Source organism: Mycobacterium sp. (genome assembly GCF_032161845.1).
Classification (GTDB): Bacteria; Actinomycetota; Actinomycetes; order Mycobacteriales; family Mycobacteriaceae; genus Mycobacterium.
This window is the reverse complement of sequence record NZ_JAVRQA010000363.1, coordinates 27,312-48,980: the sequence shown is the minus strand read 5'-3', so window position 1 is coordinate 48,980 and position 21,669 is coordinate 27,312. Positions and strand designations below refer to the sequence as shown.

The following is a 21,669-nucleotide window of genomic DNA, read 5'->3' as shown; positions in this document are numbered from 1 at the left end:
TGGTCGTGGTCGTCATCTGCATCTTCTACCTCGTCCCCCAGTACCAGGGTGCCGGTCTCGCATTGAAGACCACTCTCGGATTGCCGGTATGGCTCGGTCCGGTGGCCGTCGGCGGCATCGTCGTCATCAATGTCGTCGGTGGCGGCATGCGTTCCATCACGTTCGTGCAGGCCTTCCAGTACTGGTTGAAGCTCACCGCGATCGCGGTGCCCGCGTTGGCCCTGCTCGTCCTCTTCACTGGCGGTGGCACGAATCTCGGCGGCCCGCTGCCGCCCACCGTCCAGCACCAGACGACGGTCACCGTCGAGACCGACGTCGTCGTGCAGGTTGCCGAGCCGGCAGGCATCACGGTGACCGGCGACGTCGACGGCTTCCGGATGACCGACACCCCCTTCGCCTCACCCGGTCGGTACACACTGACCCATGGGACGACGCTGAAGCTCGCGGCGGGCTCGGCGACGCCGGTGGTCGCGGGCGCCCCCAGCTCGGGCGATGAATGGCTCGCGTCCGGGCGCGGTCTCGGCGGTAATCATCCTCTGTACCAAGTGATCTCGATCATCATCGCCACCTTCCTCGGCACCATGGGACTGCCTCACGTCCTGGTGCGCTTCTACACCAATCCCGACGGCACGGCGGCCAGGCGGACGGCGCTGGCCGTGATCGCCCTGCTGTCGCTGTTCTACCTCTTCCCAACGCTGCTCGGCGTGTTCGCCAGACAGTTCGTTCCGCAGCTCCTCATCACCGGCACAGCGGACGCGGCGGTGCTTTTGCTCCCGGGCGCGGCGATCGGTGGCGGCGTCGGCGCGGTGCTCGCCGCCCTGGTGGCTGCGGGGGCCATCGCCGCCTTCCTCGCGACGTCGTCCGGCCTGCTCGTCAGCATCGCCGGCGCGTTGTCGACCGACGTCTTGGGTGGACGCGTTCGCGACTTCCGGGTCGCCGCGATCGTCGGTGGCATGGTGCCGATTCCGCTGGCGCTGCTGGCCTCGTCCCTGGAGCTGTCCCGCAGCGTGGGTCTGGTCTTCGCGGTCGCCGCATCCACGCTGTGTCCGCTGCTGGTGCTAGGCATCTGGTGGCGCGGCCTGACGAGCGTCGGCGCCGCCTGCGGGCTGGTGGTCGGCGGGCTGGCCTCCGGCGCGGCGACGACGCTGGCCGTCGCCGGCGGCATCGACGACACGCTGCTCGGTGGATGGCCCGCGGCCGTGGTGGGATATCCCGCCGCGTTCACCGTCCCCCTTGCCTTCATCGTGATGGTGGTGGTGAGCCTCTTCACCGCGTCGTCCAGGCCCCCCGACGTGGCCAGGACCTTCGCCCGCATGCACGTCCCGGAACGACTCGGATTGGGCGTCGAGCGACTGCCGCACGAATAGGCGACCGTTCGTCGCCACCGGGGCACCGCTCACCGCAGGTCACCCCGGCTTCGGCGTTCGATCCTGCGAATGTGCTGAGTATGTGACGTGAGTCTCAATAGGCTGGCAGCAGAATTCTACTTCCAGTGTCAGGAGCATCACGGTGGCGCCCACCGATAGGCAGACGGCCAATACGGCCCAGCAGTTCGTGGACATGCAGGCGAGTCCCGAGTTTCAGGAACTCCGGACACGCCTGCGCCGCTTCGTCTTTCCCATGACGGCGTTCTTTCTCGTCTGGTACGCCACCTACGTTCTGCTCGGGGCGTTCGCCCATGACTTCATGGCCACCCACGTGTTCGGCAACGTCAACGTCGGCCTGCTCATCGGTCTCGGCCAGTTCGTGACCACCTTCGTCATCACCGGCCTGTACGTGCGCTTCGCCAACCGGGAACTGGACCCGAGGGCCGCGGCGATCCGCTCCGAGATGGAAGGCACCGAGCAATGACGTTTCTCGCAGCAGGCGAAACCATCGGCAACCCGGTGGCCAACATCGGCATCTTCGCGCTGTTCGTGGTCATCACGATGATCGTGGTGATCCGGGCCAGCAAGAAGAACGCGACCGCCGACGAATTCTTCACCGGCGGAAGGGCGTTCTCCGGCCCGCAGAACGGCATCGCCATCGCGGGTGACTACCTGTCGGCGGCCAGCTTCCTCGGCATCGCGGGCGCGATCGCCGTCTACGGGTACGACGGCTTCCTGTACTCCATCGGTTTTCTCGTCGCGTGGCTCGTCGCACTGCTGTTGGTCGCCGAATTACTACGCAACACAGGCAGATTCACGATGGCCGACGTGCTGAGCTTCCGGCTCAAGCAGCGCCCGGTCCGAATGGCGGCGGCGACGTCGACGCTCACCGTGTCGCTGTTCTACCTGTTGGCGCAGATGGCGGGCGCTGGTGGACTCGTCGCGTTGCTGCTCGACATCAAGAGCCGAAGCGGGCAGTCGATCGTGATCGCCGTGGTTGGTGTCCTGATGATCGTCTACGTCCTCGTCGGCGGCATGAAGGGCACCACCTGGGTCCAGATCATCAAGGCCGTCCTGCTGATCTTCGGCGCAGCCGTGATGACGCTGATGGTGCTCGGCAAGTTCGGGTTCAACTTCTCCGAGATCCTCGGCTCGGCGCAGTCGGCCGTTTCCGAGGCCACCACCAAGGGTGTCGCCGAACGCAACGTGCTCGCACCGGGCGCGCAGTATGGCGGGTCGGTGACCTCGCAGATCAACTTCTTGTCCCTCGCGCTGGCATTGGTCCTTGGTACTGCGGGTCTGCCGCATGTGCTGATGCGCTTCTACACCGTGCCCACCGCCAAGGAGGCCCGCAGGTCAGTGGTGTGGGCGATCGGCCTGATCGGCGCCTTCTACCTCTTCACGCTGGTGCTGGGCTACGGCGCGGCAGCGCTGGTGGGGCCGGACCGCATCCTCGCCGCGGCAGGCGGACAGAATTCGGCCGCACCGCTGCTGGCGTTCGAACTGGGCGGGGTGATCCTGCTCGGCGTGATCTCCGCGGTGGCCTTCGCGACGATCCTGGCCGTTGTCGCAGGCCTGACCATCACCGCATCGGCATCATTCGCGCACGACATCTACGCAAGTGTCATCAAGAAGGGGAACGTCGACGAGAAGGACCAGGTGCGGGTTTCCCGGATCACCGCGGTGGTGCTCGGTATCGTCGCGATCGGGCTCGGCATTCTGGCCAACGGCCAGAACATCGCCTTTCTGGTGGCGCTGGCCTTCGCGATCGCCGCCGCTGCCAATCTGCCGACCATCGTCTACTCGCTGTACTGGAAACGGTTCAACACCCGCGGCGCACTGTGGAGCATGTACGGCGGGCTGGTCTCGACACTGGTCCTGATCATCTTCTCCCCCGCCGTGTCCGGTGCGAAGACCGCAATGATCCCCAGCGTGGACTTCGCCTGGTTCCCGCTGGCCAACCCGGGCATCGTGTCGATCCCGCTGGCGTTCATCCTCGGCATCGTCGGCACGCTGACGTCGAAGGTTCCCGGCGATCCCACGCTCGACGCCGAGATGGAGGTCCGGTCGCTCACGGGGGTGGGCGCCGAGAAGGCGATCGCGCATTAGTCCCCCGCCGGGAAGCCCACGCGGCTTCCCGGCGTTGACAGCCAGGTGCCTACGATTGTCCGAGTGACCGAACCGCAGCCCACGTCTACCCGCAGGCGGTTCGGCTTCGCGCTGTTGGCCTACTCGATGGCCGCGATCATGCTTGGCACCACACTGCCGACGCCGATCTACGCGCTGTATGCGGACCGCATGCACTTCGCGGTGCTGACGACCACGGTCATCTTCTCCACCTACGCGGTCGGCGTGCTGACCGCGCTGCTGGTGTTCGGGCGGTGGTCCGACGCGCTCGGCAGGCGCCCGATGCTGCTCGCCGGCGCGGGTTTCGCACTGGCCAGCGCCGTGGTGTTCCTGTTCGCCGACGACGTCCCGCTACTGCTGGTGGGCCGCGTGCTGTCGGGACTGTCGGCAGGCATCTTCACCGGTACCGCGACCGCAGCCATCGTCGAGGCCGCCCCCGCTGATCAGCGCGACCGCGCGACCGCGATCGCCACCGTCGCGAACATCGGCGGGTTGGGCGCAGGGCCGCTGCTTGCCGGGGCGTTGGTGCAATACGCTCCCGTCCCCCTGAAGCTGCCCTTCATCGTCCACATCGTCTTGGTGGTGCTGGTCATCGGCGCGGTGTTGCTGGCGCCGGAGACATCGGCGCGCACCGGAAGCATTGGTTTCCAACGACTCTCGGTGCCCGCCGAGATGCGGCCCGTCTTCGTCACCGCCGCGACGGCGGCGTTCGCAGGTTTCGCCGTGACGGGGCTGTTCATGGCCGTGGTGCCCACGTTCGTCAGGTCGGTCATCGGCATCGACAACCACGCCATCGCCGGGGTCGTCGCGAGCTCGATCTTCGTCGCCTCGGCGGTCGCGCAGTTGTCGGCGCGTCGCATTCCGCCCCGACGAGCCATCGCGATCGGCTGCGCGATCTTGGTCGTCGGCATGCTGATTCTCGCCGTCGCGCTGCACTTCTCGTCGCTCCCGGCACTGGTCGCCGCCGCCGTCGTGGCAGGCATCGGGCAGGGCATCAGCTTCAGCCGCGGGCTGGCCGCCGTCGCCGAACTCGCACCCGCCGACCGCCGCGCGGAGGTCAGCTCGACCTACTTCGTGGTGGCTTACGTCGCCATCGCGGTGCCGGTGGTCGGTGAGGGTTTCGCGTCCCAGCACCTGGGGCTACGCACCGCAGGGGTCAGCTTCGCCATCGCGACCGCGGTGCTCGCCGCGATCTGCCTGGTGGCGATCATCCTTCAGGAACGACGGCAGGCTGGTTAGCCGCTCTTGCGGCGGAACTCCCGGTGCGCCTCGGCGGGGCCGGTCTTGCGCGGTCCGTGCTTGCGTCCACCGTCCTTGTGGTCGGTGCCGCCACCGGCGTTGGACTTCTTGCGCTCGAGCGCCTCGCGGAACTTGCGCTTGTTCTCGTCCTCGGGTTCCTCGGCCATGGCCCAAGACTAGCCTGCAGCGGACCATTGGATCGACGGGTTTTCGCTCAGCGCATGCCCGGCGGCATCCCGTAGAGGTGAGTGATGGGCATCGTCATCAACACGCGCCGGTCGTCGACCATGGCCCTGCGGTAGTCGTCCCAGTCGGGATGTTCCCCGGCGATGTTGCGGTGCAACGCAATCAGCCCCTCCACGGTCTCGTCGTCCGGCGCCGAGGCCGGCGGCGTGAGGATGACGTCACCCTCCGCGACCGCGTAGGCCCAGCCGTCGTCGGAGCTGACGTGGATCGACGCACGCGGGTCCCGCCGCAAATTGCGGGTCTTGGCGCGCGGTTCGGTGATCGAGACTCGGATGGCCACCTCGCGCGCCTCGTAGTGATACGCGACGTTGGACAGCTGCGGTCTGCCGTCCTTCTTGATGGTGGCGAGAACACCCAGCGAGTTGCCGCAGATCAAGGCCAACAGCTTGTCGTCGAACACGTCGCGTGTCATGTTCGCCAGCGTACGACCGCGCACCGGCGGGCGGCCCGATTCCGCAGTTCGATCCCTACGATGAAGTCATGACCACGGATCCTCCCCCGTCGCTTCGCTCGCCCAGGATCGACGGAACCGCGTTGGAAGGTGTCTCTGCCACGACGCTGTGGACACTGCACAACCGCGGCACCGAGGCCAAGCGGTCCGACGGCGTGATCCGCGATCCGTGGGCGGTCACCCTGCTCGACACGATCTCCTACGACTACCTCAAGTTCGGCAAGCCCAACCAGTCGCACGCGCTGCGCGCGGTCGCGTTCGACGTCGCCGCACGCCAGTACCTGACGGCCCATCCGAACGCGTCGGTGGTGGCATTGGCCGAGGGTTTGCAGACCAGCTTCTGGCGCCTCGACCGCACGGGCGCGCTGGCCGAATCCACCTGGTATTCAATCGATCTACCGCCCGTCATGGAGCTGAGAAGCCAGCTCCTCCCGGCGGAGGACCGCATCGTCGACATCGCCCAGTCCGCGCTGGACCGCAGTTGGATGGACAGGGTCGACGCGACGGACGGCGTGTTCATCACCGCCGAAGGCCTGTTGATGTACCTCGAGCCGGAAGACGCGCTCGGCCTGATCGCCGACTGCGCCGCCCGCTTCCCGGGCGGCCAGATGATGTTCGACTCGATCCCGCGCTGGTTCAGCAACCGCACGCTGAAGGGCTTCAAGCTCTCGCCGCGCTACCTTGCCCCACCGATGCCCTTCGGCCAGTCGGCCGACGAGGCACTCTCGATCGCGGGCACGGTCCCCGGCGTCCGAGCGGCGCGAGACATCGCATTGCCCTCCGGTCGGGGAGTGTGGAAGGTGATGGCGCTGCCTGCCCTCGACCGCATCGGCCCGCTGCGCCGGAATCGGCCAAGCATCACCCTCCTGGAGTTCGGATGACGCGATACGTGGCCTTCCTCCGTGGCGTCAACGTCGGCGGGGTGAACCTCAAGATGGCCGATGTCGCGGCGGCCTTGACCGACGCCGGTTTCTCCGACGTCACGACCGTTCTGGCCAGCGGCAACGTCCTGCTGACGAGCGGCGCAGGTGTGGACGCGGTCCGGAAGAAGGCCGAGAAGGCGCTGCGCGACACGTTCGGCTACGACGCCTGGGTGCTCGCCTACGACTTCGACGCGGTACGGGCGGTGTCGGAGGCCTTTCCCTTCGAGCGCGAAGTCGACGGTCACCACTCCTACGTCACCTTCGTGACGGGGGCCGACGTGCTCGGCGAGCTTGCGGCCCTGGCGAAGGACGCCGGACCCGACGAGAAGCTGAAACGCGGCAAGGGCGTCGTCTACTGGCAGGTGCCGCGATCCGGGACGCTCGACTCGACCATCGGCAAGACCATGGGCAAGAAGCGGTACAAGTCGTCCACCACCACCCGCAACCTGAGGACCATCGAGAAGGTGCTCGCGAAGTGAGCAACTCGTCGCACGAATTCGGTTAGCCGAAGGCCGCTTCGACGTAGCGCAGCGCGTCGGCCTTGCCGACTCCCAGCGCCTTGGCCGCGGCCGCGTAGGTGTGCGCGGCCGTGGCCATCGCCGCATCGGCGGGATCGACTCTGGCAACGAAGGTGCCGAACCTGCCGCGGGTTTCCAGCATCCCGGCCGCCTCGAGTTCGCGGTAGGCACGCGCCACCGTGTTGACCGCCATGGTCAGCTCGTGCGCCAGGTCGCGGACGGTCGGCAGCCTGGTGCCCGGTGGCAGCCTGCCGTCCCGGACGCCCCCGATGATCTGCGTCCGCAGTTGATCGAACAGCGGCCTGGCACCGTCCGGATCGACTCGCACCCACTCCCCCAAATCGGCCACGTGCCCAGTATCACAAAAAGCGGCTAGTTTGGTGGCGTGCAGGTGACGGTGCTCAGCGGGGCGGGTATGTCCGCCGAGAGCGGCGTACCGACGTTCCGCGACGTCGAGACGGGTCTTTGGGCCAAGGTCGACCCATATGAGATCTCCAGTTCCGACGGCTGGCGACGCCATCCGGAGAAGGTCTGGGCGTGGTACCTGTGGCGGCACTACATGATGAAGTCCGTCGAACCCAACGACGGTCACCGTGCGGTAGCCGCCTGGCAGGACGGCGCCGAGGTGCACGTCGTCACCCAGAACGTCGACGACCTGCACGAGCGCGCAGGCAGCGCTCAGGTGTATCACCTGCACGGCAGCCTGTTCAGTTTCCGTTGTGACCGTTGCGAATTGGGATACAAGGGCCCGCTGCCCGCGATGCCACAGCCGATCGAGACGGTCGAGCCGCCGAGGTGCCGATGCGGTGGCCTGATCCGGCCCGACGTGGTCTGGTTCGGCGAACAGCTGCCGACGGAGGCATGGGACCGTTCAGTGGAGGCCGTCCGCCGCGCCGACGTGGCCATCGTGGTCGGCACCTCCGCGATCGTCTATCCGGCGGCGGGCCTGCCCGAGTTGGCGCTGGCCGAGGGCATTCCCGTCATCGAGGTGAATCCCGAGGAGACGCCGTTGTCGGACCGGGTCACGATCTCGCTGCGGGAGACCTCCGCGACGGCATTGCCGGGACTGCTCCAGCGGCTGCCCGTACTTCTCGGCTAAGCAGGTCTGACGGCCCTGCCGATGGCGGTCTCCGACACCGGTAGCGGCACCCAGGCCGGCAGCACCCAGTCGTGCCTGGCTGTCTGGACCTCGAAGCCGGCGTCGACGATCGACCGTTCGGTGTCCCGATGGGTGTGGCAGTTGCCGAGCAATCGCGGCCACACCGTGGCGTCGGCGAGTCTCTGAATTCGCGCCCGCGCTCCAACACTCGCGACGTGCTCGAGGTAGCGCAGTTCGCCACCGGGCCGCAGCATCGAGAACAGTTGCCGCAGAACATCGTCCGGCTCGTCGACCGAGCACAGCACCAGCGAGCAGACGACCGCGTCGAACGGCTCCCCGGCCTGGTACGTCTCGACGGTGTCGGTACTGACCGTGACGGGCACGGATGCCGCCTCGGCGGCCCGTCGCGCGATGACCGCGAGTCGCCGTTCCGGCTCGACCGCGACCACCTGGGTCACGGTCGCGGGGTAGAAGGCGAAGTTGGTGCCGGTGCCCGCCCCGACCTCGAGCACCCGGCCCGACAGCCCCGCGAGATTCTCGCGCCGCAGTCGGCGGATCGATTCCGGCTCGTGGGTGGACATCCTCGACCACAGCCGGGCGAAGAACGGGTTGTCCACGGTGCTATCCGTCATTGGCGAGTTCCTTCATCAGTGCGACGGCCTCTTGCGGTGGCACGTCGAGTCCCAACATTCCCGTCGCGATGTGGCCGCAGCACGCCGACCGCATCACCCGGTCGGCGAACGCCTCGAGATCGCCGAACGGTAGGTACGGACGTGAAATGGCTAGTGCCGCAACGCCGTGGGCCACGGTCCAGAGTTCCAGCGCCGCCATCGTCGCATCACCCGGCGGGTAGACCGCCTCCTCCATCAGTGACTCGATGGTCGCGCGCATGTGTACGAACGCGGAACTGTTCAGTGTCATGTCGACGTCGCTGCCCGGCCTGCCCTCGCCCATCGTGGCGATCCGGTACAGCTCCGGGTTCTGCATGGCGAACCGGACGTATGCCAGACCCTGCGCACGGAGTCGATCGATCGTCGACGGCTGATCAAGCACCACCTGTTGCATCACCTGGTCGAGCGCCTCGAAGTACCTGGCGCACACCGCATCCAGCAGAGCGTCCTTGTCGGCGAAGTGCAGATAGATCGATGGTGGCGTGACCCCGACGCGCTGGGCGACGGAACGAATGGACACCGCCTTGGCGTGGCCCGTCTCCATCAGCAGATCGGTGGTGGCGTCGAGTATCTCGTCGCGAAGATGTTCACCGGAGCCCCGCGGGGCCCGACGACGCTTCAACGGCTCGACCGTCACGTCAGCAATCTTCGGTCGACGAGACCACCCTGCGGTCCGGTCGTTTCGTCGTCGCCTTCCGGTCCCGACTCGCTGATGCCGATGCGCTCGTGCAATCTGACCAACGGCCTTGGCGCCCACCAGTTCCAGCGACCGAGCAGGTGCATGAAGGCAGGAACCAGCATCATGCGGACGAGGGTCGCATCCACCACCACCGCGAGGGTCAAACCGACACCGAACATGCGCATGAACGACACCTGTGCGGCGATCAGCGCGGCGAACGAAATCGACATCACCAGGGCGGCGGCGGTGATGACTCGGCCGGTGTGGGCCAAGCCGAGGGCAACGCTCTCGTCGTTGGCCGCTCGTTGCGCCGCGTGGGTCGCGCCGGCCCGCGGGCGAAGCTTCAGCCAGAACTCTCGGATTCGGGCGACGAGGAAGACCTCGTAGTCCATCGAGAGCCCGAACGCGATGCAGAACAGCAGCACCGGCATGTTGGCGACCAACGTGCCCGTCGAGGTGGTGCCGAACGCGCCGAGGTGGCCCTCCTGGAAGATCCACACCAGCGCTCCGAACGCCGCGGTCAACGACAAGACGTTCAGCACAACGGCTTTCAGCGGTAGCACGACGCTGCCGGTGAGCAGAAAGAGCAGACCGAAGGTGATGACGGCGATCAGCCCGAGTACCCACGGCAGGCGGGTGGTGATCGCCTCGACGCTGTCGCGGTTCACCTGCGCGATGCCCGCGAACTGCACGTCCCGACCGCCAGGACCCGCCACGTCGTGCAGTCTGTCGAGCTGGGTCTCCGACTCGTCGCTGAACAGCGAAGCGCTGCTACCGACGGTGAGCAGCGCGCTGCCATCGCCGACGCCCGTCGCGGTGGACGGCGGGCCGACCTTCTTGCCTGCGACGAAGGTCCCCGTCGGGGCAGAGACCGACGAGACGTCCGGCACCCGCGACAGGTCGGCGGCGTACCGCTCGAGGTCTGCTTGCGGTAATCCGTTCGCGTCCGGCACGACGATCGGCACCGCGGTAGACGAATTGTTCACGTAGTCGTCGCGCAGTTGATCGCCCACCTGGTGTGCCGATGCCGACGCCGGCAGCACGCGTTCGTCTGGGAATCCCCACTTGACGCCGAGGAAGGGGGCGCCAAGGGCCAGCAGCAGCACGACGACTGCCAGCCCGACGGGGACCGCATTGCGCATCACCGCCTTGGTGGAGCGATACCAGAACAGCTGCTCGGCGGCCTTGGGAGCCGGTTCGGGTCGACGGGTGATGCGGCGCAACGGCGTACGGACGTCCAGGGCCGTCAGCCTGTCGCCGAGCAGCCAGATGGCCGCCGGCGTGACGATCACCGCGGCGGCTGCGGCGAAGCCGACCGTGGCGACGCCCGCGTACGCGAAGGACTTCAGGAAGTACATGGGGAAGATCAGCATGGCGAGCATCGACAGCGCGACCGTCGTTGCCGAGAACAGCACCGTGCGTCCCGCCGTCGCCATGGTCCTGCGCAGTGCCTCGTCGCGCGCCGCACCGTCCGCCAGCTCGTCGCGGTATCGGCTGATGATCAACAGGGTGTAGTCGATCGCGAGCGCCAAGCCCAAGGCCGTGGAGAGGTTCAGCGCGAAGATCGACACGTCGGTGCTCATGGTGATGAGCCTCAGCACCGACATCGATCCGACGATCGCAAGGCCACCGACGACCATGGGCAAGGCCGCCGCGACCAGCCCACCGAAAACCCAGACCAGCACCAGGAAGCTCAGCGGAATCGCGATCGACTCCATCATCAGCAGGTCCTCTTGGGTCTGCTCGTTGATCTGCGCGTAGACCATCGCCATTCCGCCCGCTCGCACCGTGACGGCGCCCTGATCACCGGAGCGGTCGTAGCCGAGTTCGTCCGACAGGGTCTTTGCGTACTTCTGCGCATCGTTCTCACCGCCGGTGATGCCCGCGACGATGAGGCCGGACTGGCCGTCCTTGCTGGTGAGTTCGGCGGCCGCCTGCGCGGGCACCGTCCAGGCCGAGGTGACGTCGGCGACGTGCGGCGACTGCTTCAGGTGCTCGACGATGTCGTTTGCCACCGCGGTGGCGTTCGGACTCTTGACGCCCTCGGGCGAGGTGACGGTGAAGAGCAACTGCATGTCGCTTTGGTGAAACTTGTCGCTCAGCAGCTGCGCGGCCTCAGACGACTCCGAGGTGGGGTCCTGGAAGCCGCCCGCGGAGAGACTCTTCGCGACGGGGATGCCGAACACCGCGGCTGCCACCATGACCAGCGCTGCAATGGCGAGAACGCGCCGTGGGGCGGCGATCGCCAGCGACGCGATTCGATGCAGCACGTAAGTCCTCTCCGCCCAGTATCGGCGTTAACTTATCAACGGTAACTCAGGCGGGTCAATACGTTCCCATTCACTGGCACGACCGCGAGTGGCGGATCGTTCACCCTCGCGGGAGGGCAACAGAAGGTTCACAGAGAACGCCTTAGGGTGGTCGCCATGACGACTACCGGCGCGCGCAATCGGACCACAACCGGCTCTTCGTCCGCCCTGAACGACTTGGGCCTGCTGGTTCTCCGGATCGCCGTCGCCGCATCGATGCTGCAGGCCGGGCTCATCAAGGCCTTCGGCTTCGACGCCACCACGGAGTTCATGATCGGCAACGGATGGAAGATGTCGACGTTCGCCGCCTACCTGGTGACAGCGACCGAGATTGCGGGCGGTGCCGCGCTGCTCTTGGGTTTGCTGACGCCACTGGCGGCCTGCGGCATCATCGCGGCGATGATCGACGCCTGGGCCGTCAACGTCTCCGGTGCCGCCTTCTGGTCGGATCCGTTCAACATCCCGTTCCTGCTGGCGTTTGCCGCAACGGCCCTGCTCTTCACTGGCGCGGGCAGCTACTCGGTGGACGCGAAGGTGTTCGGCCGGCCCCACTGGCCAGGCGCCGTGACGATCGGGTTGTTCCTGGTCGCGGTGGGTTCGGCCGTCGCCACCTGGGTCTTGCTGAACGGCACGAACCCGCTACACGCGAGCAACCCGGCCACATAGAACCCTACTCAGAGGTAATAATTGCCAGGGTTTTCTGAATCGTGACTCAAAGAACTCTTAATGGTGATGGTTACTGTTCAGTACATGTGGATCGACGACACCAGTGCAGATGTCATCAAAGTTGATTTCGAAGCCCTGTACCACGGGGACTTCCTGGTCGAGGGTGACTGCTCCGAGCAGTTCCCCGACCTCGCTCAAGCAGTCTAAGAACTTCTAGATCTCGAGAGCGCGGGCGCTGACCCGCGTAGAGAGCCGTCGACGGTTACCCGTCGGCGGCTTCTTCTATCTACGGGCCCTGCGTTGAGATGTTCTCAGGCGATCGCGGTCTCCGCGACCATGCCGCCCAATCGCGCGGTGATCAGGTCCTCGGCCTCAGCCACGATGCGCGAGATCAGTTCGTCGCAGGTCGGGATGTCATCGATCAGGCCCATCACGGTGCCAACGGTCCAGATGCCCGCGTCGATGTCGCCATCGTCGAATACCTTGCGGCCGCGCACCCCGGCGACCAAGTCCTTGATGTCCTCGAACTGCCCGCCGCCCTTGAGAATCTCGACGACCTCACGTGACACCACGTTGCTCGCCACCCGTGCCGTGTTGTGCAGGCTGCGGAAGATCAGCTCGGTGCCGCGCTCGTCGCCCGCCACGATCGCTTCCTTGACGTTCTGATGGATGCAGGACTCGACGGTGCACATGAATCTCGTGCCCATGTTGATGCCGTCCGCGCCCAATGCCAGCGCCGCGACCAAACCACGCGCATCGCCGAAACCGCCGGAGGCGATCATCGGGATCTCGATCTGCTTGGCCGCCGCCGGGATCAAGACGAGCCCGGGAACGTCGTCCTCACCCGGGTGGCCTGCGCACTCGAACCCGTCGATGCTGATGCCGTCCACACCAAGGCTCTGGGCCTTCACCCCGTGGCGCACGGAGGTGCACTTGTGCAGCACCTTGATTCCGTTGTCGTGGAACATCGGCAGGTGCGGCGCCGGATTTGACCCGGCGGTCTCGACGATCTTGATGCCCTCGTTGACGATGACCTGGCGGTACTCGTCATACGGCGGTGGGGTGATCGACGGCAGGATCGTCAGGTTCACGCCGAACGGCTTGTCCGTCAGCTCGCGGGTCTTGGCGATCTCGCGGGCCAGGTCGGCGGGCGTTGGCTGCGTCAGCGCGGTGATGAAACCAAGCCCGCCCGCATTGGCCACGGCCGCAACGAGTTCCGCACGGCCGACCCACTGCATGCCGCCCTGCGCGATGGGGTGCTCGACCCCGAATACCTCGGTGAACTTCGTCGTGATGGTCATCTGCGTCTCCTCTACCTGGGCGCCATGCGGATCGCGCCGTCCAGACGGATCACTTCGCCGTTGAGCATCGGGTTCTCGACGATGTGCTGGGCCAGGGCCCCGTACTCGTCGGGGTCACCGAGCCGGGCCGGATGCGGCACCTGCTGCCCGAGTGAGCGCTGGGCCTCTTCGGGCAGTCCCGCCAGCAGCGGGGTCTTGAACAGGCCGGGGGCGATGGTGCAGACGCGGATCAGCTCGCGGGACAGATCGCGCGCGATCGGCAGGGTCATGCCGACGACACCACCCTTGGACGCGGAGTACGCGGCCTGACCGATCTGGCCATCGAAGGCGGCGACGGACGCGGTGTTGACGATGACGCCACGCTCCTCGCCAATCGGTTCGGTCTTGGCGATCCGCTCGGCCGCGAGCCGCAGCACGTTGAACGTGCCGATCAGGTTGACCTGAATCACTGTGTTGAACCAGTCCAGCGGGAACGGGCCGGTCTTGCCGAGCGTCTTCACCGCATTGCCGATGCCCGCGCAGTTCACGTTGATGCGAAGCGGGCCCATCGACTCGGCGACGTCGAGGGCCTTGGAGACGGCGTCCTCGTCGGTGACGTTCGCGGCGACGAACTTGGCGCGGTCACCCAATTCGGCGACGACTTCCTCGCCCTTGAGGTCGATGACGACGACGCTGCCGCCCGCGTCCAGCAGCCGTTTGGTGGTCGCCAGACCCAGTCCGGACGCACCTCCCGTGACGACTGCTACGGAGTCTTTGATCTGCACTGATCGATTCCCTTCTCGGAGTTCAACCCACTGGTTGGTTGGGACTATACCCAGTCCCGGAGGACGGCCTCGGTGTCCGCGCCCTTCTCGCCGGGCGGCGTTGGCGTCGATGGCACGCTGCGGGAGAACCTCGGCGCCGGCGCGGGCTCCAAGTTGTCGCCGTCGGCGGAGTGATCGTGGAAGAAGGTCCCGCGCTCGGTGATGTGCGGCTCGGTCTCGACCTCGCCGAAGCTCAAGACGGGTGTGACGCACGCGTCGGTGCCGTTGAACACCTTCGCCCAGTGGTCGCGGTCATGGGCGGCGAAGGCCGTGGTGAACGTCGCGCGCAGTTCCTCGGCGCGCGCCGCATCGTGCTGACCGGGGAGCGTGGCCGGATCTAGCCCGAGCCCCGCCAGCAGTTGCGCGTAGAACTGCGGCTCGATCGCGCCGACGGCGACGTACTTTCCATCGGCGGTCTCGTACGTGTCGTAATAGGGCGCACCCGTGTCGAGCATGTTCGCGCCGCGCTCGTCGCTCCACATGCCCATGGCGCGGAAGCCCCACATCATCTGCATCAGCACGCTCGAGCCATCGATCATGGCGGCGTCGACGACCTGACCCTTGCCCGAGGTGTGGCGCTCGAACAGTGCGGACAGGATTCCGACGATCAAGAACATCGATCCGCCGCCGAAGTCACCGGCGAGGTTCAGCGGCGGCACCGGCCGCTCACCCTTGCGGCCGACCGCGTGCAGCAACCCGTTGAGCGAGATGTAGTTGATGTCGTGACCGGCCTGCTGCGACCGCGGCCCGGTCTGACCCCAGCCCGTCATGCGGCCGTAGATCAGACGTTCGTTGACCCTTGCGCAGTCGTCAGGGCCAAGCCCGAGACGCTCGGTCACGCCGGGCCGATAGCCCTCGATCAGCACGTCGGCCTTCGAGATCAGCCGCAACACCAGCTCGCGGCCCTCGTCGCTCTTCAGATCGGCGGCGACCGAACGACGGTTGCGCAACATCGAGTCTCGGTTGCCGACGGGCACCCCGCCGCCCTTGCCGGGCCGCTCGATGCGCACGACGTCGGCGCCGAGATCGCCGAGGATCATTGCCGCGTGGGGCCCAGGGCCGATGCCGGCCAGCTCGACGACTCTCAATCCCTGCAGTGGTCCAGCCATCGTTGCACGCCCTCCAGCAGTTCGACTCCAGTTGACCGCGACATAGCTTACTTGTATAACCAAGTCGACTGACTGCGGGCCTCAGGCTCGCTCGAACAGAGGCGGCCATGACCACCACCGAGTCCTACACCGGCATCGACGATCTCACCGTCACCCTGAGCGACGGGGTGCTCGTGGTGACGCTCAACCGGCCCGACAGCCTCAATTCACTGACGGCCGCGATGCTCGACACCATCGCCGACTCCATGGAGCGCGCGGCCACCGACCCCGCAGTGCGCGTCGTCCGGCTGGGCGGCGCGGGTCGCGGCTTCAGTTCCGGCGCGGGCATCAGCGCAGAAGACCATGCGAACCCTGGAGCCAACGGCTCCCCGTCGGACACGCTCGCCGCGGCGAACCGTGCCATCCGCTCGATCGTGACGCTGCCCAAACCGGTCGTCTCCGTGGTGCAGGGCCCCGCCGCGGGGGTCGGCGTCTCGCTGGCGATCGCGGCGGACGTCATCCTGGCCTCCGAGAAGGCCTATTTCTTGTTGGCCTTCACCAAGATTGGGCTCATGCCCGACGGCGGCGCCTCCGCGCTGGTAGCTGCGGCGATCGGTCGCACCAGGGCGATGCGCATGGCCCTGCTTGCCGAACGGCTCTCCGCGGCCGATGCGTTGGCGGCCGGCCTGGTGAGCGCGGTGTATTCGGCCGACGACCTGGAGGCCGAAGTGACGGCGGTGATCGAGACGCTCAAGTCCGGCCCAGCCATCGCGCTGCGCAGAACCAAGGACGCCATCAACGCCGCCACGCTGACCGAACTCGAGGGTGCACTCGAGCGCGAGACCGAGGGGCAGCTGTCACTGCTGTCGTCGGACGACTTCCGCGAGGGCACCACCGCGTTCCAGCAGCGCAGGCCCGCCACCTTCACCGACGCCTGACGCGACTCCGACCACCGATACGTTCTCAAAGTCAATATCGCCGGCGATATCACTGCCGATGTGATATCGCCGGTGATAACAAGTTTCAGACCGGGTGTGTGGTTGCTCCTGGGGATGAGTCGTCGACGACGCCGTGGTTTGTCGGTGCGCCCCGCCACGATCGGCGTCATGAAGAACTACACCTACCGAGCCGAGTGGTCGATGGAGTCAGGCGATTATGTCGGCATCTGCCTCGAGTTTCCGTGTGAGTCCACTCATGCACCGACTGCACTCGAGGCGGTCGCGCAGATGACGGAGAACGTCGCCACGATCATCGCGGACTACGAGAGGGACGACGCCGACCCTCCCCCGTCCCTCACCGACCGGCACTACAGCGGCACCTTTCTCGTGCGCACATCGCCGATGCTGCACGGGCGGCTGATGGTCGAATCCGCCGAACAGGGCGTCTCTCTCAACCACTGGGTGGTCCAGAAACTCGCCGGCCGGGGGCCGCTGGCCACCACCGACCCATTCTTCTGAGCGCGAATAATCGTTCGACGAAAGAGGGGTCCATCAGCCACCATCGGTTGGTGAGTACGCAATTCGACCTCAAGCAACCGGTGCAGCCCACCGGTGGCTGGCGCGTGCTCGCACCCTTCCGCTTCCGCGAGTACCGCCTGTTGATCGGTGCGTTGTCCATCTCGATCTTCGCCGAGGGCATGTGGGCCGTCGTGATGGCGATGCAGGTCATCGCGCTCGACAACGACCCGGCGTCGCTGTCGCTGGTGGCGACCTGTCTCGGCACCGGCCTGGTGGCGTTCGTCCTCGTCGGCGGTATCGCCGCGGACCGGGTCAATCAGCGCACCATCATCATCGCCGTGGAATCGGTGAACGTCACCGTCGTGCTTACGGTGGCGATACTGAGTTCGCTTGGCGTGCTTCGTATCTGGCACATGGCCACGGCGGCGGCGGCGTTGGGCATCGCGGCGGCGTTCTTCTTCCCCGCGTACAGCGCGATGCTGCCGCGGATTCTGCCCGCCGACCAACTCTTGGCCGCCAATGGCGTCGAGGGCGTCGTCCGGCCGGTGTTCCAGCGTGCCGTTGGGCCTGCGGTCGCGGGCGTGCTGGTCGGCGTGACGTTCCCCGCACTGGGCGCGTTCGCGGTGGCCGGGCTGTTCGCCGTGGGCCTTGCTCTGCTGGTCGCCACCCGGCCTGCGAAAACCGCTGTGGCCCAGCAGGACCCGGAACGCCCCCACGTACTGCGCGACATGCGCGACGGATTCCGCTTCATGGTGCGGACACCCTGGCTGCTGTGGACGCTGCTGTTCGCCAGCATCTTCGTGCTGGTGGTCCTCGGCCCGATCGAGGTGCTGCTGCCGTTCATCGCGCAGAATCGGTTCGCCGACGGCGCGCGGATGTACGGCTTCATCCTGGCGGCGTTCGGGGTTGGCAGTGCGATCGGCGCGCTGACGGTCTCGTCGGGTCGGCTGCCACGCCGCTACCTGACGGTGATGATGGTGATGTGGGGCGCAGGCTCGCTGCCTCTGGCGATCGTCGGCTGGACGTCGTCGTTCCCGCTGATGGCGTTGGCGACGTTCATCGTCGGCGTCACCGACGGTGCGGGCAGCGTGATCTGGGGAACGCTTCTGCAGCGGCGGGTGCCGAGGGAGATGTTGGGCCGCGTGTCTAGCCTGGACTTCTTCGTCTCGCTGGCGTTCATGCCGGTGTCGTTCGCGATCGCCGGGCCGCTGTCGAAGGTCGTATCGATGCAGGCGATCTTCCTCGCGGCCGGTGTCGTACCGGTCGTCCTCGCCGCCATCGCGATGATCGCGGCGCGGATGCCCCGCGACGAGATCGCCAACCCGCTGCGTTAGGCGGTCAGACGCCGAACATCGGCGGCAGTGCGAGCACCATGACGAGGCCCCAGAAGAAGTGGGTCAGCATGGGCGCGAGCACGCCGCCGGTGATTCGGCGCTCATAGGCGCACACCGCGCCGAGGATGATGCCGGCGAACCCCAGCATCGGGTTGCCGGCCGCCGAAACGGCCAGGGCATACACGATCGTCGACACCACCTCGGGATGGAATCTGCCGAGCGAACTGTAGAGCGCACCACGGAAGAACATCTCCTCCGCGACACCGTTGATCACGGTGATCAGCACGACCAGCCACAGGGCACCGTAGTCGGCGTACTCGAGCACCTGAACGATGTAGTCGCGAACCGGACCGATCTCGCGGCACACCAGCCCACCGACGATGAACACCGCACCCAGCGCCACGCCGATGCCTGCGCCGGTCAGCACCGGCCTCCGCAGCTTGCCCCGGAACGTCACGCACCCGAGGTGCAGAGGACCGGAGAGCCTGGCGCCGATCGCCCACACCGCGGCCAGCGCGAGCGTCAGGACGTAGAACGACGTCTGACCGGGCGTGCTCCGCAGGGAGATCCCGAGCAGCGTCGCGCCGATGATCAGCACCACGACCACGACGATGCGGCGCCTGCGCACCAGTGCCGGCGGCTCGTCGTGAGGCGCGGCAGGGGTTGCGGCGATCGAACCGATCTCGGCGAGAAATCCCGTCACGAGATTCCCTTCGGTGCCAGTCCGATCACCGTGTCCAGGCCCGTCCGCACCCATCCGGCGACGGGACCGGGGATGGCGCAGAGCAGGCCGAGCGCGGGATGGGCGATTGACGGCGTGACCATCGACGCCAGGTTGCGGATTCGACTGACGTCACCACCCGCCCAGTAAGGGTCGGTGTCGGCGAGGTGGTGCGGGTCGGCCAGTCGGTCGACGGGCAACCGTCGGTGACCCGACAGAGACAACCTGATCGCATCGTCGATACTTACCGGGCCGCCGGGCGGATCGGGCACCAACCCCTCCAAACCGTCATTGGAGGCAGTCATCGGATAGTCAAGTGACTCAACGAGATCCGCTGCCAGAGCGCGCGGCACCGGAACGAACAGCGCGGCCACCTGCGACACCAAGCCCATGTTCAGATCGGGCACCGGCACTCCACTGCGCCACAAGCCCGACACGCGCGCATAGGTTCGCAGCAGGTCGCCGTAGGTAGTCGTCTCGGGACCGCGGATGTCGTAGGACCCCGCGGGCACGCGCTCCGCGTCCGCGGCGGCCAACAGGTAGTGGAGCACGTCGCTGATCGAGATCGGGTCCAACGGGTTGTCCGCCCACGGCGGCATGGGAATCAGCAGGAAGCGATCGCCGACGGCGCGCAGCATCTCGAACGACGTCGACCCCGCGCCGATGATGATGGCGGCGCCCAGCCACACCACGTCGGGTCCCCCGTCGATGGTCAGCGCTTCGGCGACCTCGGCGCGGCTGGTCAGGTGCTCGGACAGGTCGTCACCGTCTGGCACGAAACCACCCAGATAGACGATGCGCTTGACGCCTGCCTCCTTCGCGGCGCGCGCCACGTTGGCGGCCGCGGCGTTGTCGGCGTCGCGGTACCCGGGCTGCCCGATGCCGTGCACGAGGTAATAGACGACGTCGATGGGGCCGGCGACGCCAAAGGCACTGGCCGCCGACTCGGGATCGGCGGCGTCGAGCATGACGGGTTGAACGTCGTCGATCCAGCCGAAGTCACCGAGACGCTCGGGGCTGCGACTGGCCACGGTCACCTGGTGCCCCGCCCCGAGCAGGGTGGCCACCAGCCGCGAGCCGACATAGCCGGTCGCGCCGGTGACGAGTGTGCGCATGTGGTTCACCGTAGGTAGGTACCCGCGCGGGCGCTATTCGATCGCAGTGCGGTGCACGTCACTCAGGTGCTCGTAGACCTGGGCGTTGGTGCGATTGCCTGCCACCTCGTCGGCGGTCAGCTCGCGCCGGACCTTGCCTGGCACCCCCGCCACCAAGGAGCCCGGCGGAATCACCGCCCCCTGAGCCACGACGGCGCCCGCTGCGACCAGCGACCCGGCCCCGATGTGGGCCCCGTTGAGAATGACCGCGCCCATCCCGATCAGGCAGCCGTCCTCGACGGTGCAGCCATGCAGAACTGCGTTGTGACCGACGCTGACGCCCGCCCCGATGCTGGCCGGGAAGCCGGGATCGACGTGCACCGTCACGTTGTCTTGGAGGTTGGAACCTTCGCCGATCTCGATCGGTTCGAACTCGGCCCGCAGGATCGCGCCGTACCAGACGCTCGCCTTGGCGGCCAGCGTCACGGGGCCGATGACGGTGGCGTTGGGCGCCACCCACGATTCCGCGTGCAGCTGCGGCGCGCGACCGTTGATGGACAGGATCAGCGGCTCTGGCATGGCCGAAATCCTAACGGGAACCGGTCAAGCACCTTGATAGACCTTGCGATAACTCGACGGTGACATGCCGACGCCGCGGCGCAGGTGGTGGCGCAGATTGGCGCCCGAGCCCAACCCCGCGAGTCGGGCCACCTCGTCGACGGGGAGATCCCGCGACTCCAGCAGCTCGCGGGCGTGATCGACTCGCCGGTTTCGGATCCACGTGCCGGGGGCCTGACCGGTCTCCTCCCGGAAACGTCGATTGAAGGTGCGCTGGCTCATGTGGGCGTGCCTGGCCAGCTTCCCGACGCTCAGTTCTCCGTCGAGGTGCCGAAGCGCCCACGCTCGGGTCGCCGCGGTGGAGGCATCGTCCTGCACGGGCAGGTGACGGTCGATGAACTGCGCCTGTCCGCCCTCCCGCCACGGCGGCACGACGCAGTACCGCGCCACCGCGTTGGCGACCTGCGAGCCGTGGTCGGAGCGAATGACGTGCAGACACAAGTCGATTCCCGCGGCCAGACCGGCGGACGTCAGCACGTCGCCGTCATCGACGAAGAGGACGTTCTCGTCCACGTCGATCTGCGGATGCAGCCGGCGAAGGTCGTCCGCGAACTTCCAGTGCGTGGTCGCGCGACGCCCGTCGAGGTAGCCCGCCGCGGCGAGGACGAACGCGCCGGTGCAGATGGACACCAGTCGCGTCCCGGGGCGGACCCGGTCCAACACACCAAGGGCGAGTGGCGTCAGCACACCGTCGTTGCGCGCCGACGGGTAGCGGGTGCCGGGGATGACGACGGTGTCGGCGGTGGCCAACGCGTCCGGGCCCGCGGCGGGCAGCATCGCGTAACCGTTGGTGGTGGCCACCGGTTGATCGTCGAGGCCGCAGACCACGACGTCGTAGAGCGGTGCACCTTCGTCGTCCACGGCGGCGCCGAACAACATCGGCGGTATCGATGCGTCGAACCCCACGACCGGAGGCAGCAGCAGGACGGCGACGCGGTGTGCGGGAGCCATCGTTCCA

The 21,669-nt window shown here is 67.1% G+C and carries 25 protein-coding genes; 12 read left to right on the top strand and 13 right to left on the bottom strand.

Features of this window, described 5'->3' with window-relative positions:
• The 4 genes from QOD90_RS19815 to QOD90_RS19800 form a co-directional block, all read left to right on the top strand.
• Positions 1-1,367 (top strand): sodium:solute symporter family transporter (locus QOD90_RS19815; protein ID WP_526352532.1); only part of this gene is annotated, 1,367 nt, incomplete at its 5' end.
• A gap of 193 nt (positions 1,368-1,560) precedes the next feature.
• Entirely contained in the window at positions 1,561-1,851 is a 291-nt protein-coding gene (locus tag QOD90_RS19810) for a DUF485 domain-containing protein (protein WP_526352537.1), read from the top strand.
• On the top strand, positions 1,848-3,476 hold the full coding sequence (locus QOD90_RS19805; protein ID WP_526352531.1) for a monocarboxylic acid transporter: 1,629 nt from the start codon (positions 1,848-1,850) through the stop codon (positions 3,474-3,476). Before QOD90_RS19810 ends, QOD90_RS19805 begins: the two co-directional genes overlap by 4 nt.
• Positions 3,477-3,602: 126 nt before the next feature.
• On the top strand, positions 3,603-4,733 hold the full coding sequence (locus QOD90_RS19800) for an MFS transporter (RefSeq protein WP_526352536.1): 1,131 nt from the start codon (positions 3,603-3,605) through the stop codon (positions 4,731-4,733).
• Here QOD90_RS19800 and QOD90_RS19795 read toward each other — a convergent pair.
• Complete coding sequence (locus QOD90_RS19795) at positions 4,730-4,900, bottom strand: DUF5302 family protein (RefSeq protein WP_526352530.1); 171 nt, start codon at positions 4,898-4,900, stop codon at positions 4,730-4,732. The two genes, QOD90_RS19800 and QOD90_RS19795, sit on opposite strands and share 4 nt — an antisense overlap.
• 47 nt (positions 4,901-4,947) lie before the next feature.
• On the bottom strand, positions 4,948-5,391 hold the full coding sequence (locus QOD90_RS19790; RefSeq protein WP_526352529.1) for a PPOX class F420-dependent oxidoreductase: 444 nt from the start codon (positions 5,389-5,391) through the stop codon (positions 4,948-4,950).
• A 68-nt stretch (positions 5,392-5,459) separates the two neighbouring features.
• On the opposite strand from QOD90_RS19790, the gene QOD90_RS19785 reads away from it, so the two are divergent.
• Together QOD90_RS19785 and QOD90_RS19780 are read left to right on the top strand one after the other, a co-directional pair.
• Entirely contained in the window at positions 5,460-6,311 is an 852-nt protein-coding gene (locus QOD90_RS19785; protein ID WP_526352528.1) for a class I SAM-dependent methyltransferase, read from the top strand.
• A complete protein-coding gene (locus tag QOD90_RS19780) occupies positions 6,308-6,832 on the top strand; it encodes a DUF1697 domain-containing protein (protein ID WP_526352527.1) in 525 nt (174 codons plus the stop codon). The genes QOD90_RS19785 and QOD90_RS19780 overlap by 4 nt, the downstream gene beginning before the upstream one ends.
• Positions 6,833-6,854: 22 nt before the next feature.
• Here the strand turns inward: QOD90_RS19780 and QOD90_RS19775 are convergent, their stop codons facing one another.
• Entirely contained in the window at positions 6,855-7,220 is a 366-nt protein-coding gene (locus tag QOD90_RS19775) for an Rv1152 family transcriptional regulator (protein ID WP_526352526.1), read from the bottom strand.
• A gap of 36 nt (positions 7,221-7,256) precedes the next feature.
• Between QOD90_RS19775 and QOD90_RS19770 the strand changes: the two genes are divergently transcribed.
• A complete protein-coding gene (locus QOD90_RS19770; protein WP_526352525.1) occupies positions 7,257-7,970 on the top strand; it encodes an SIR2 family NAD-dependent protein deacylase in 714 nt (237 codons plus the stop codon).
• Here the strand turns inward: QOD90_RS19770 and QOD90_RS19765 are convergent.
• From QOD90_RS19765 to QOD90_RS19755, 3 genes are read right to left on the bottom strand one after another with little or no spacing between them, the layout of a single operon-like run.
• Positions 7,967-8,602, bottom strand: a complete 636-nt coding sequence (locus QOD90_RS19765) for a class I SAM-dependent methyltransferase (RefSeq protein ID WP_526352524.1) — start codon at positions 8,600-8,602, stop codon at positions 7,967-7,969. The two genes, QOD90_RS19770 and QOD90_RS19765, sit on opposite strands and share 4 nt — an antisense overlap.
• The gene (locus tag QOD90_RS19760) at positions 8,592-9,278 is read right to left on the bottom strand and encodes a TetR/AcrR family transcriptional regulator (protein ID WP_526352523.1); all 687 of its coding nucleotides are present in this window, start codon (positions 9,276-9,278) and stop codon (positions 8,592-8,594) included. Before QOD90_RS19760 ends, QOD90_RS19765 begins: the two co-directional genes overlap by 11 nt.
• Positions 9,275-11,590, bottom strand: coding sequence for an MMPL family transporter (locus QOD90_RS19755; RefSeq protein ID WP_526352522.1), 2,316 nt, complete (start codon positions 11,588-11,590; stop codon positions 9,275-9,277). The genes QOD90_RS19760 and QOD90_RS19755 overlap by 4 nt, the downstream gene beginning before the upstream one ends.
• A gap of 156 nt (positions 11,591-11,746) precedes the next feature.
• Between QOD90_RS19755 and QOD90_RS19750 the strand changes: the two genes are divergently transcribed.
• Positions 11,747-12,295, top strand: a complete 549-nt coding sequence (locus tag QOD90_RS19750; RefSeq protein WP_526352521.1) for a DoxX family protein — start codon at positions 11,747-11,749, stop codon at positions 12,293-12,295.
• A 66-nt stretch (positions 12,296-12,361) separates the two neighbouring features.
• Positions 12,362-12,502 carry a hypothetical protein gene (locus tag QOD90_RS19745; protein ID WP_526352538.1) on the top strand — a complete coding sequence of 47 codons (141 nt, stop codon included), beginning with the start codon at positions 12,362-12,364 and terminating at the stop codon, positions 12,500-12,502.
• Positions 12,503-12,606: 104 nt separating this feature from the next.
• Here QOD90_RS19745 and QOD90_RS19740 read toward each other — a convergent pair whose 3' ends face one another.
• The 3 genes from QOD90_RS19740 to QOD90_RS19730 are packed head-to-tail and all read right to left on the bottom strand — an operon-like array spanning position 12,607 to position 15,508.
• On the bottom strand, positions 12,607-13,596 hold the full coding sequence (locus QOD90_RS19740) for an NAD(P)H-dependent flavin oxidoreductase (protein ID WP_526352520.1): 990 nt from the start codon (positions 13,594-13,596) through the stop codon (positions 12,607-12,609).
• Between the two features lie 11 nt (positions 13,597-13,607).
• Complete coding sequence (locus QOD90_RS19735) at positions 13,608-14,360, bottom strand: 3-hydroxyacyl-CoA dehydrogenase (RefSeq protein WP_526352519.1); 753 nt, start codon at positions 14,358-14,360, stop codon at positions 13,608-13,610.
• 44 nt (positions 14,361-14,404) lie between these two features.
• Positions 14,405-15,508 (bottom strand): CaiB/BaiF CoA transferase family protein, encoded by a 1,104-nt coding sequence (locus QOD90_RS19730; RefSeq protein WP_526352518.1) that lies wholly within the window; start codon positions 15,506-15,508, stop codon positions 14,405-14,407.
• A 107-nt stretch (positions 15,509-15,615) separates the two neighbouring features.
• Between QOD90_RS19730 and QOD90_RS19725 the strand changes: the two genes are divergently transcribed.
• The 3 genes from QOD90_RS19725 (at position 15,616) to tet(V) (ending at position 18,278) form a co-directional block, all read left to right on the top strand.
• Complete coding sequence (locus tag QOD90_RS19725) at positions 15,616-16,425, top strand: enoyl-CoA hydratase/isomerase family protein (protein ID WP_526352517.1); 810 nt, start codon at positions 15,616-15,618, stop codon at positions 16,423-16,425.
• 168 nt (positions 16,426-16,593) lie between these two features.
• Positions 16,594-16,944 carry a type II toxin-antitoxin system HicB family antitoxin gene (locus QOD90_RS19720; RefSeq protein WP_526352516.1) on the top strand — a complete coding sequence of 117 codons (351 nt, stop codon included), beginning with the start codon at positions 16,594-16,596 and terminating at the stop codon, positions 16,942-16,944.
• 80 nt (positions 16,945-17,024) lie between these two features.
• A complete protein-coding gene (gene tet(V), locus QOD90_RS19715) occupies positions 17,025-18,278 on the top strand; it encodes a tetracycline efflux MFS transporter Tet(V) (RefSeq protein WP_526352535.1) in 1,254 nt (417 codons plus the stop codon).
• 4 nt (positions 18,279-18,282) lie between these two features.
• Here the strand turns inward: tet(V) and QOD90_RS19710 are convergent, their stop codons facing one another.
• The 4 genes from QOD90_RS19710 to QOD90_RS19695 are packed head-to-tail and all read right to left on the bottom strand — an operon-like array spanning position 18,283 to position 21,662.
• Positions 18,283-19,035 carry a CPBP family intramembrane glutamic endopeptidase gene (locus tag QOD90_RS19710; RefSeq protein WP_526352515.1) on the bottom strand — a complete coding sequence of 251 codons (753 nt, stop codon included), beginning with the start codon at positions 19,033-19,035 and terminating at the stop codon, positions 18,283-18,285.
• Complete coding sequence (locus QOD90_RS19705; protein ID WP_526352514.1) at positions 18,978-20,123, bottom strand: NAD(P)H-binding protein; 1,146 nt, start codon at positions 20,121-20,123, stop codon at positions 18,978-18,980. The genes QOD90_RS19710 and QOD90_RS19705 overlap by 58 nt, the downstream gene beginning before the upstream one ends.
• A 24-nt stretch (positions 20,124-20,147) precedes the next feature.
• Positions 20,148-20,672, bottom strand: coding sequence for a gamma carbonic anhydrase family protein (locus QOD90_RS19700; RefSeq protein ID WP_526352513.1), 525 nt, complete (start codon positions 20,670-20,672; stop codon positions 20,148-20,150).
• Positions 20,673-20,696: 24 nt separating this feature from the next.
• Positions 20,697-21,662, bottom strand: coding sequence for a GlxA family transcriptional regulator (locus QOD90_RS19695; RefSeq protein WP_526352512.1), 966 nt, complete (start codon positions 21,660-21,662; stop codon positions 20,697-20,699).
• Between the last annotated feature and the right edge of the window lie 7 nt (positions 21,663-21,669).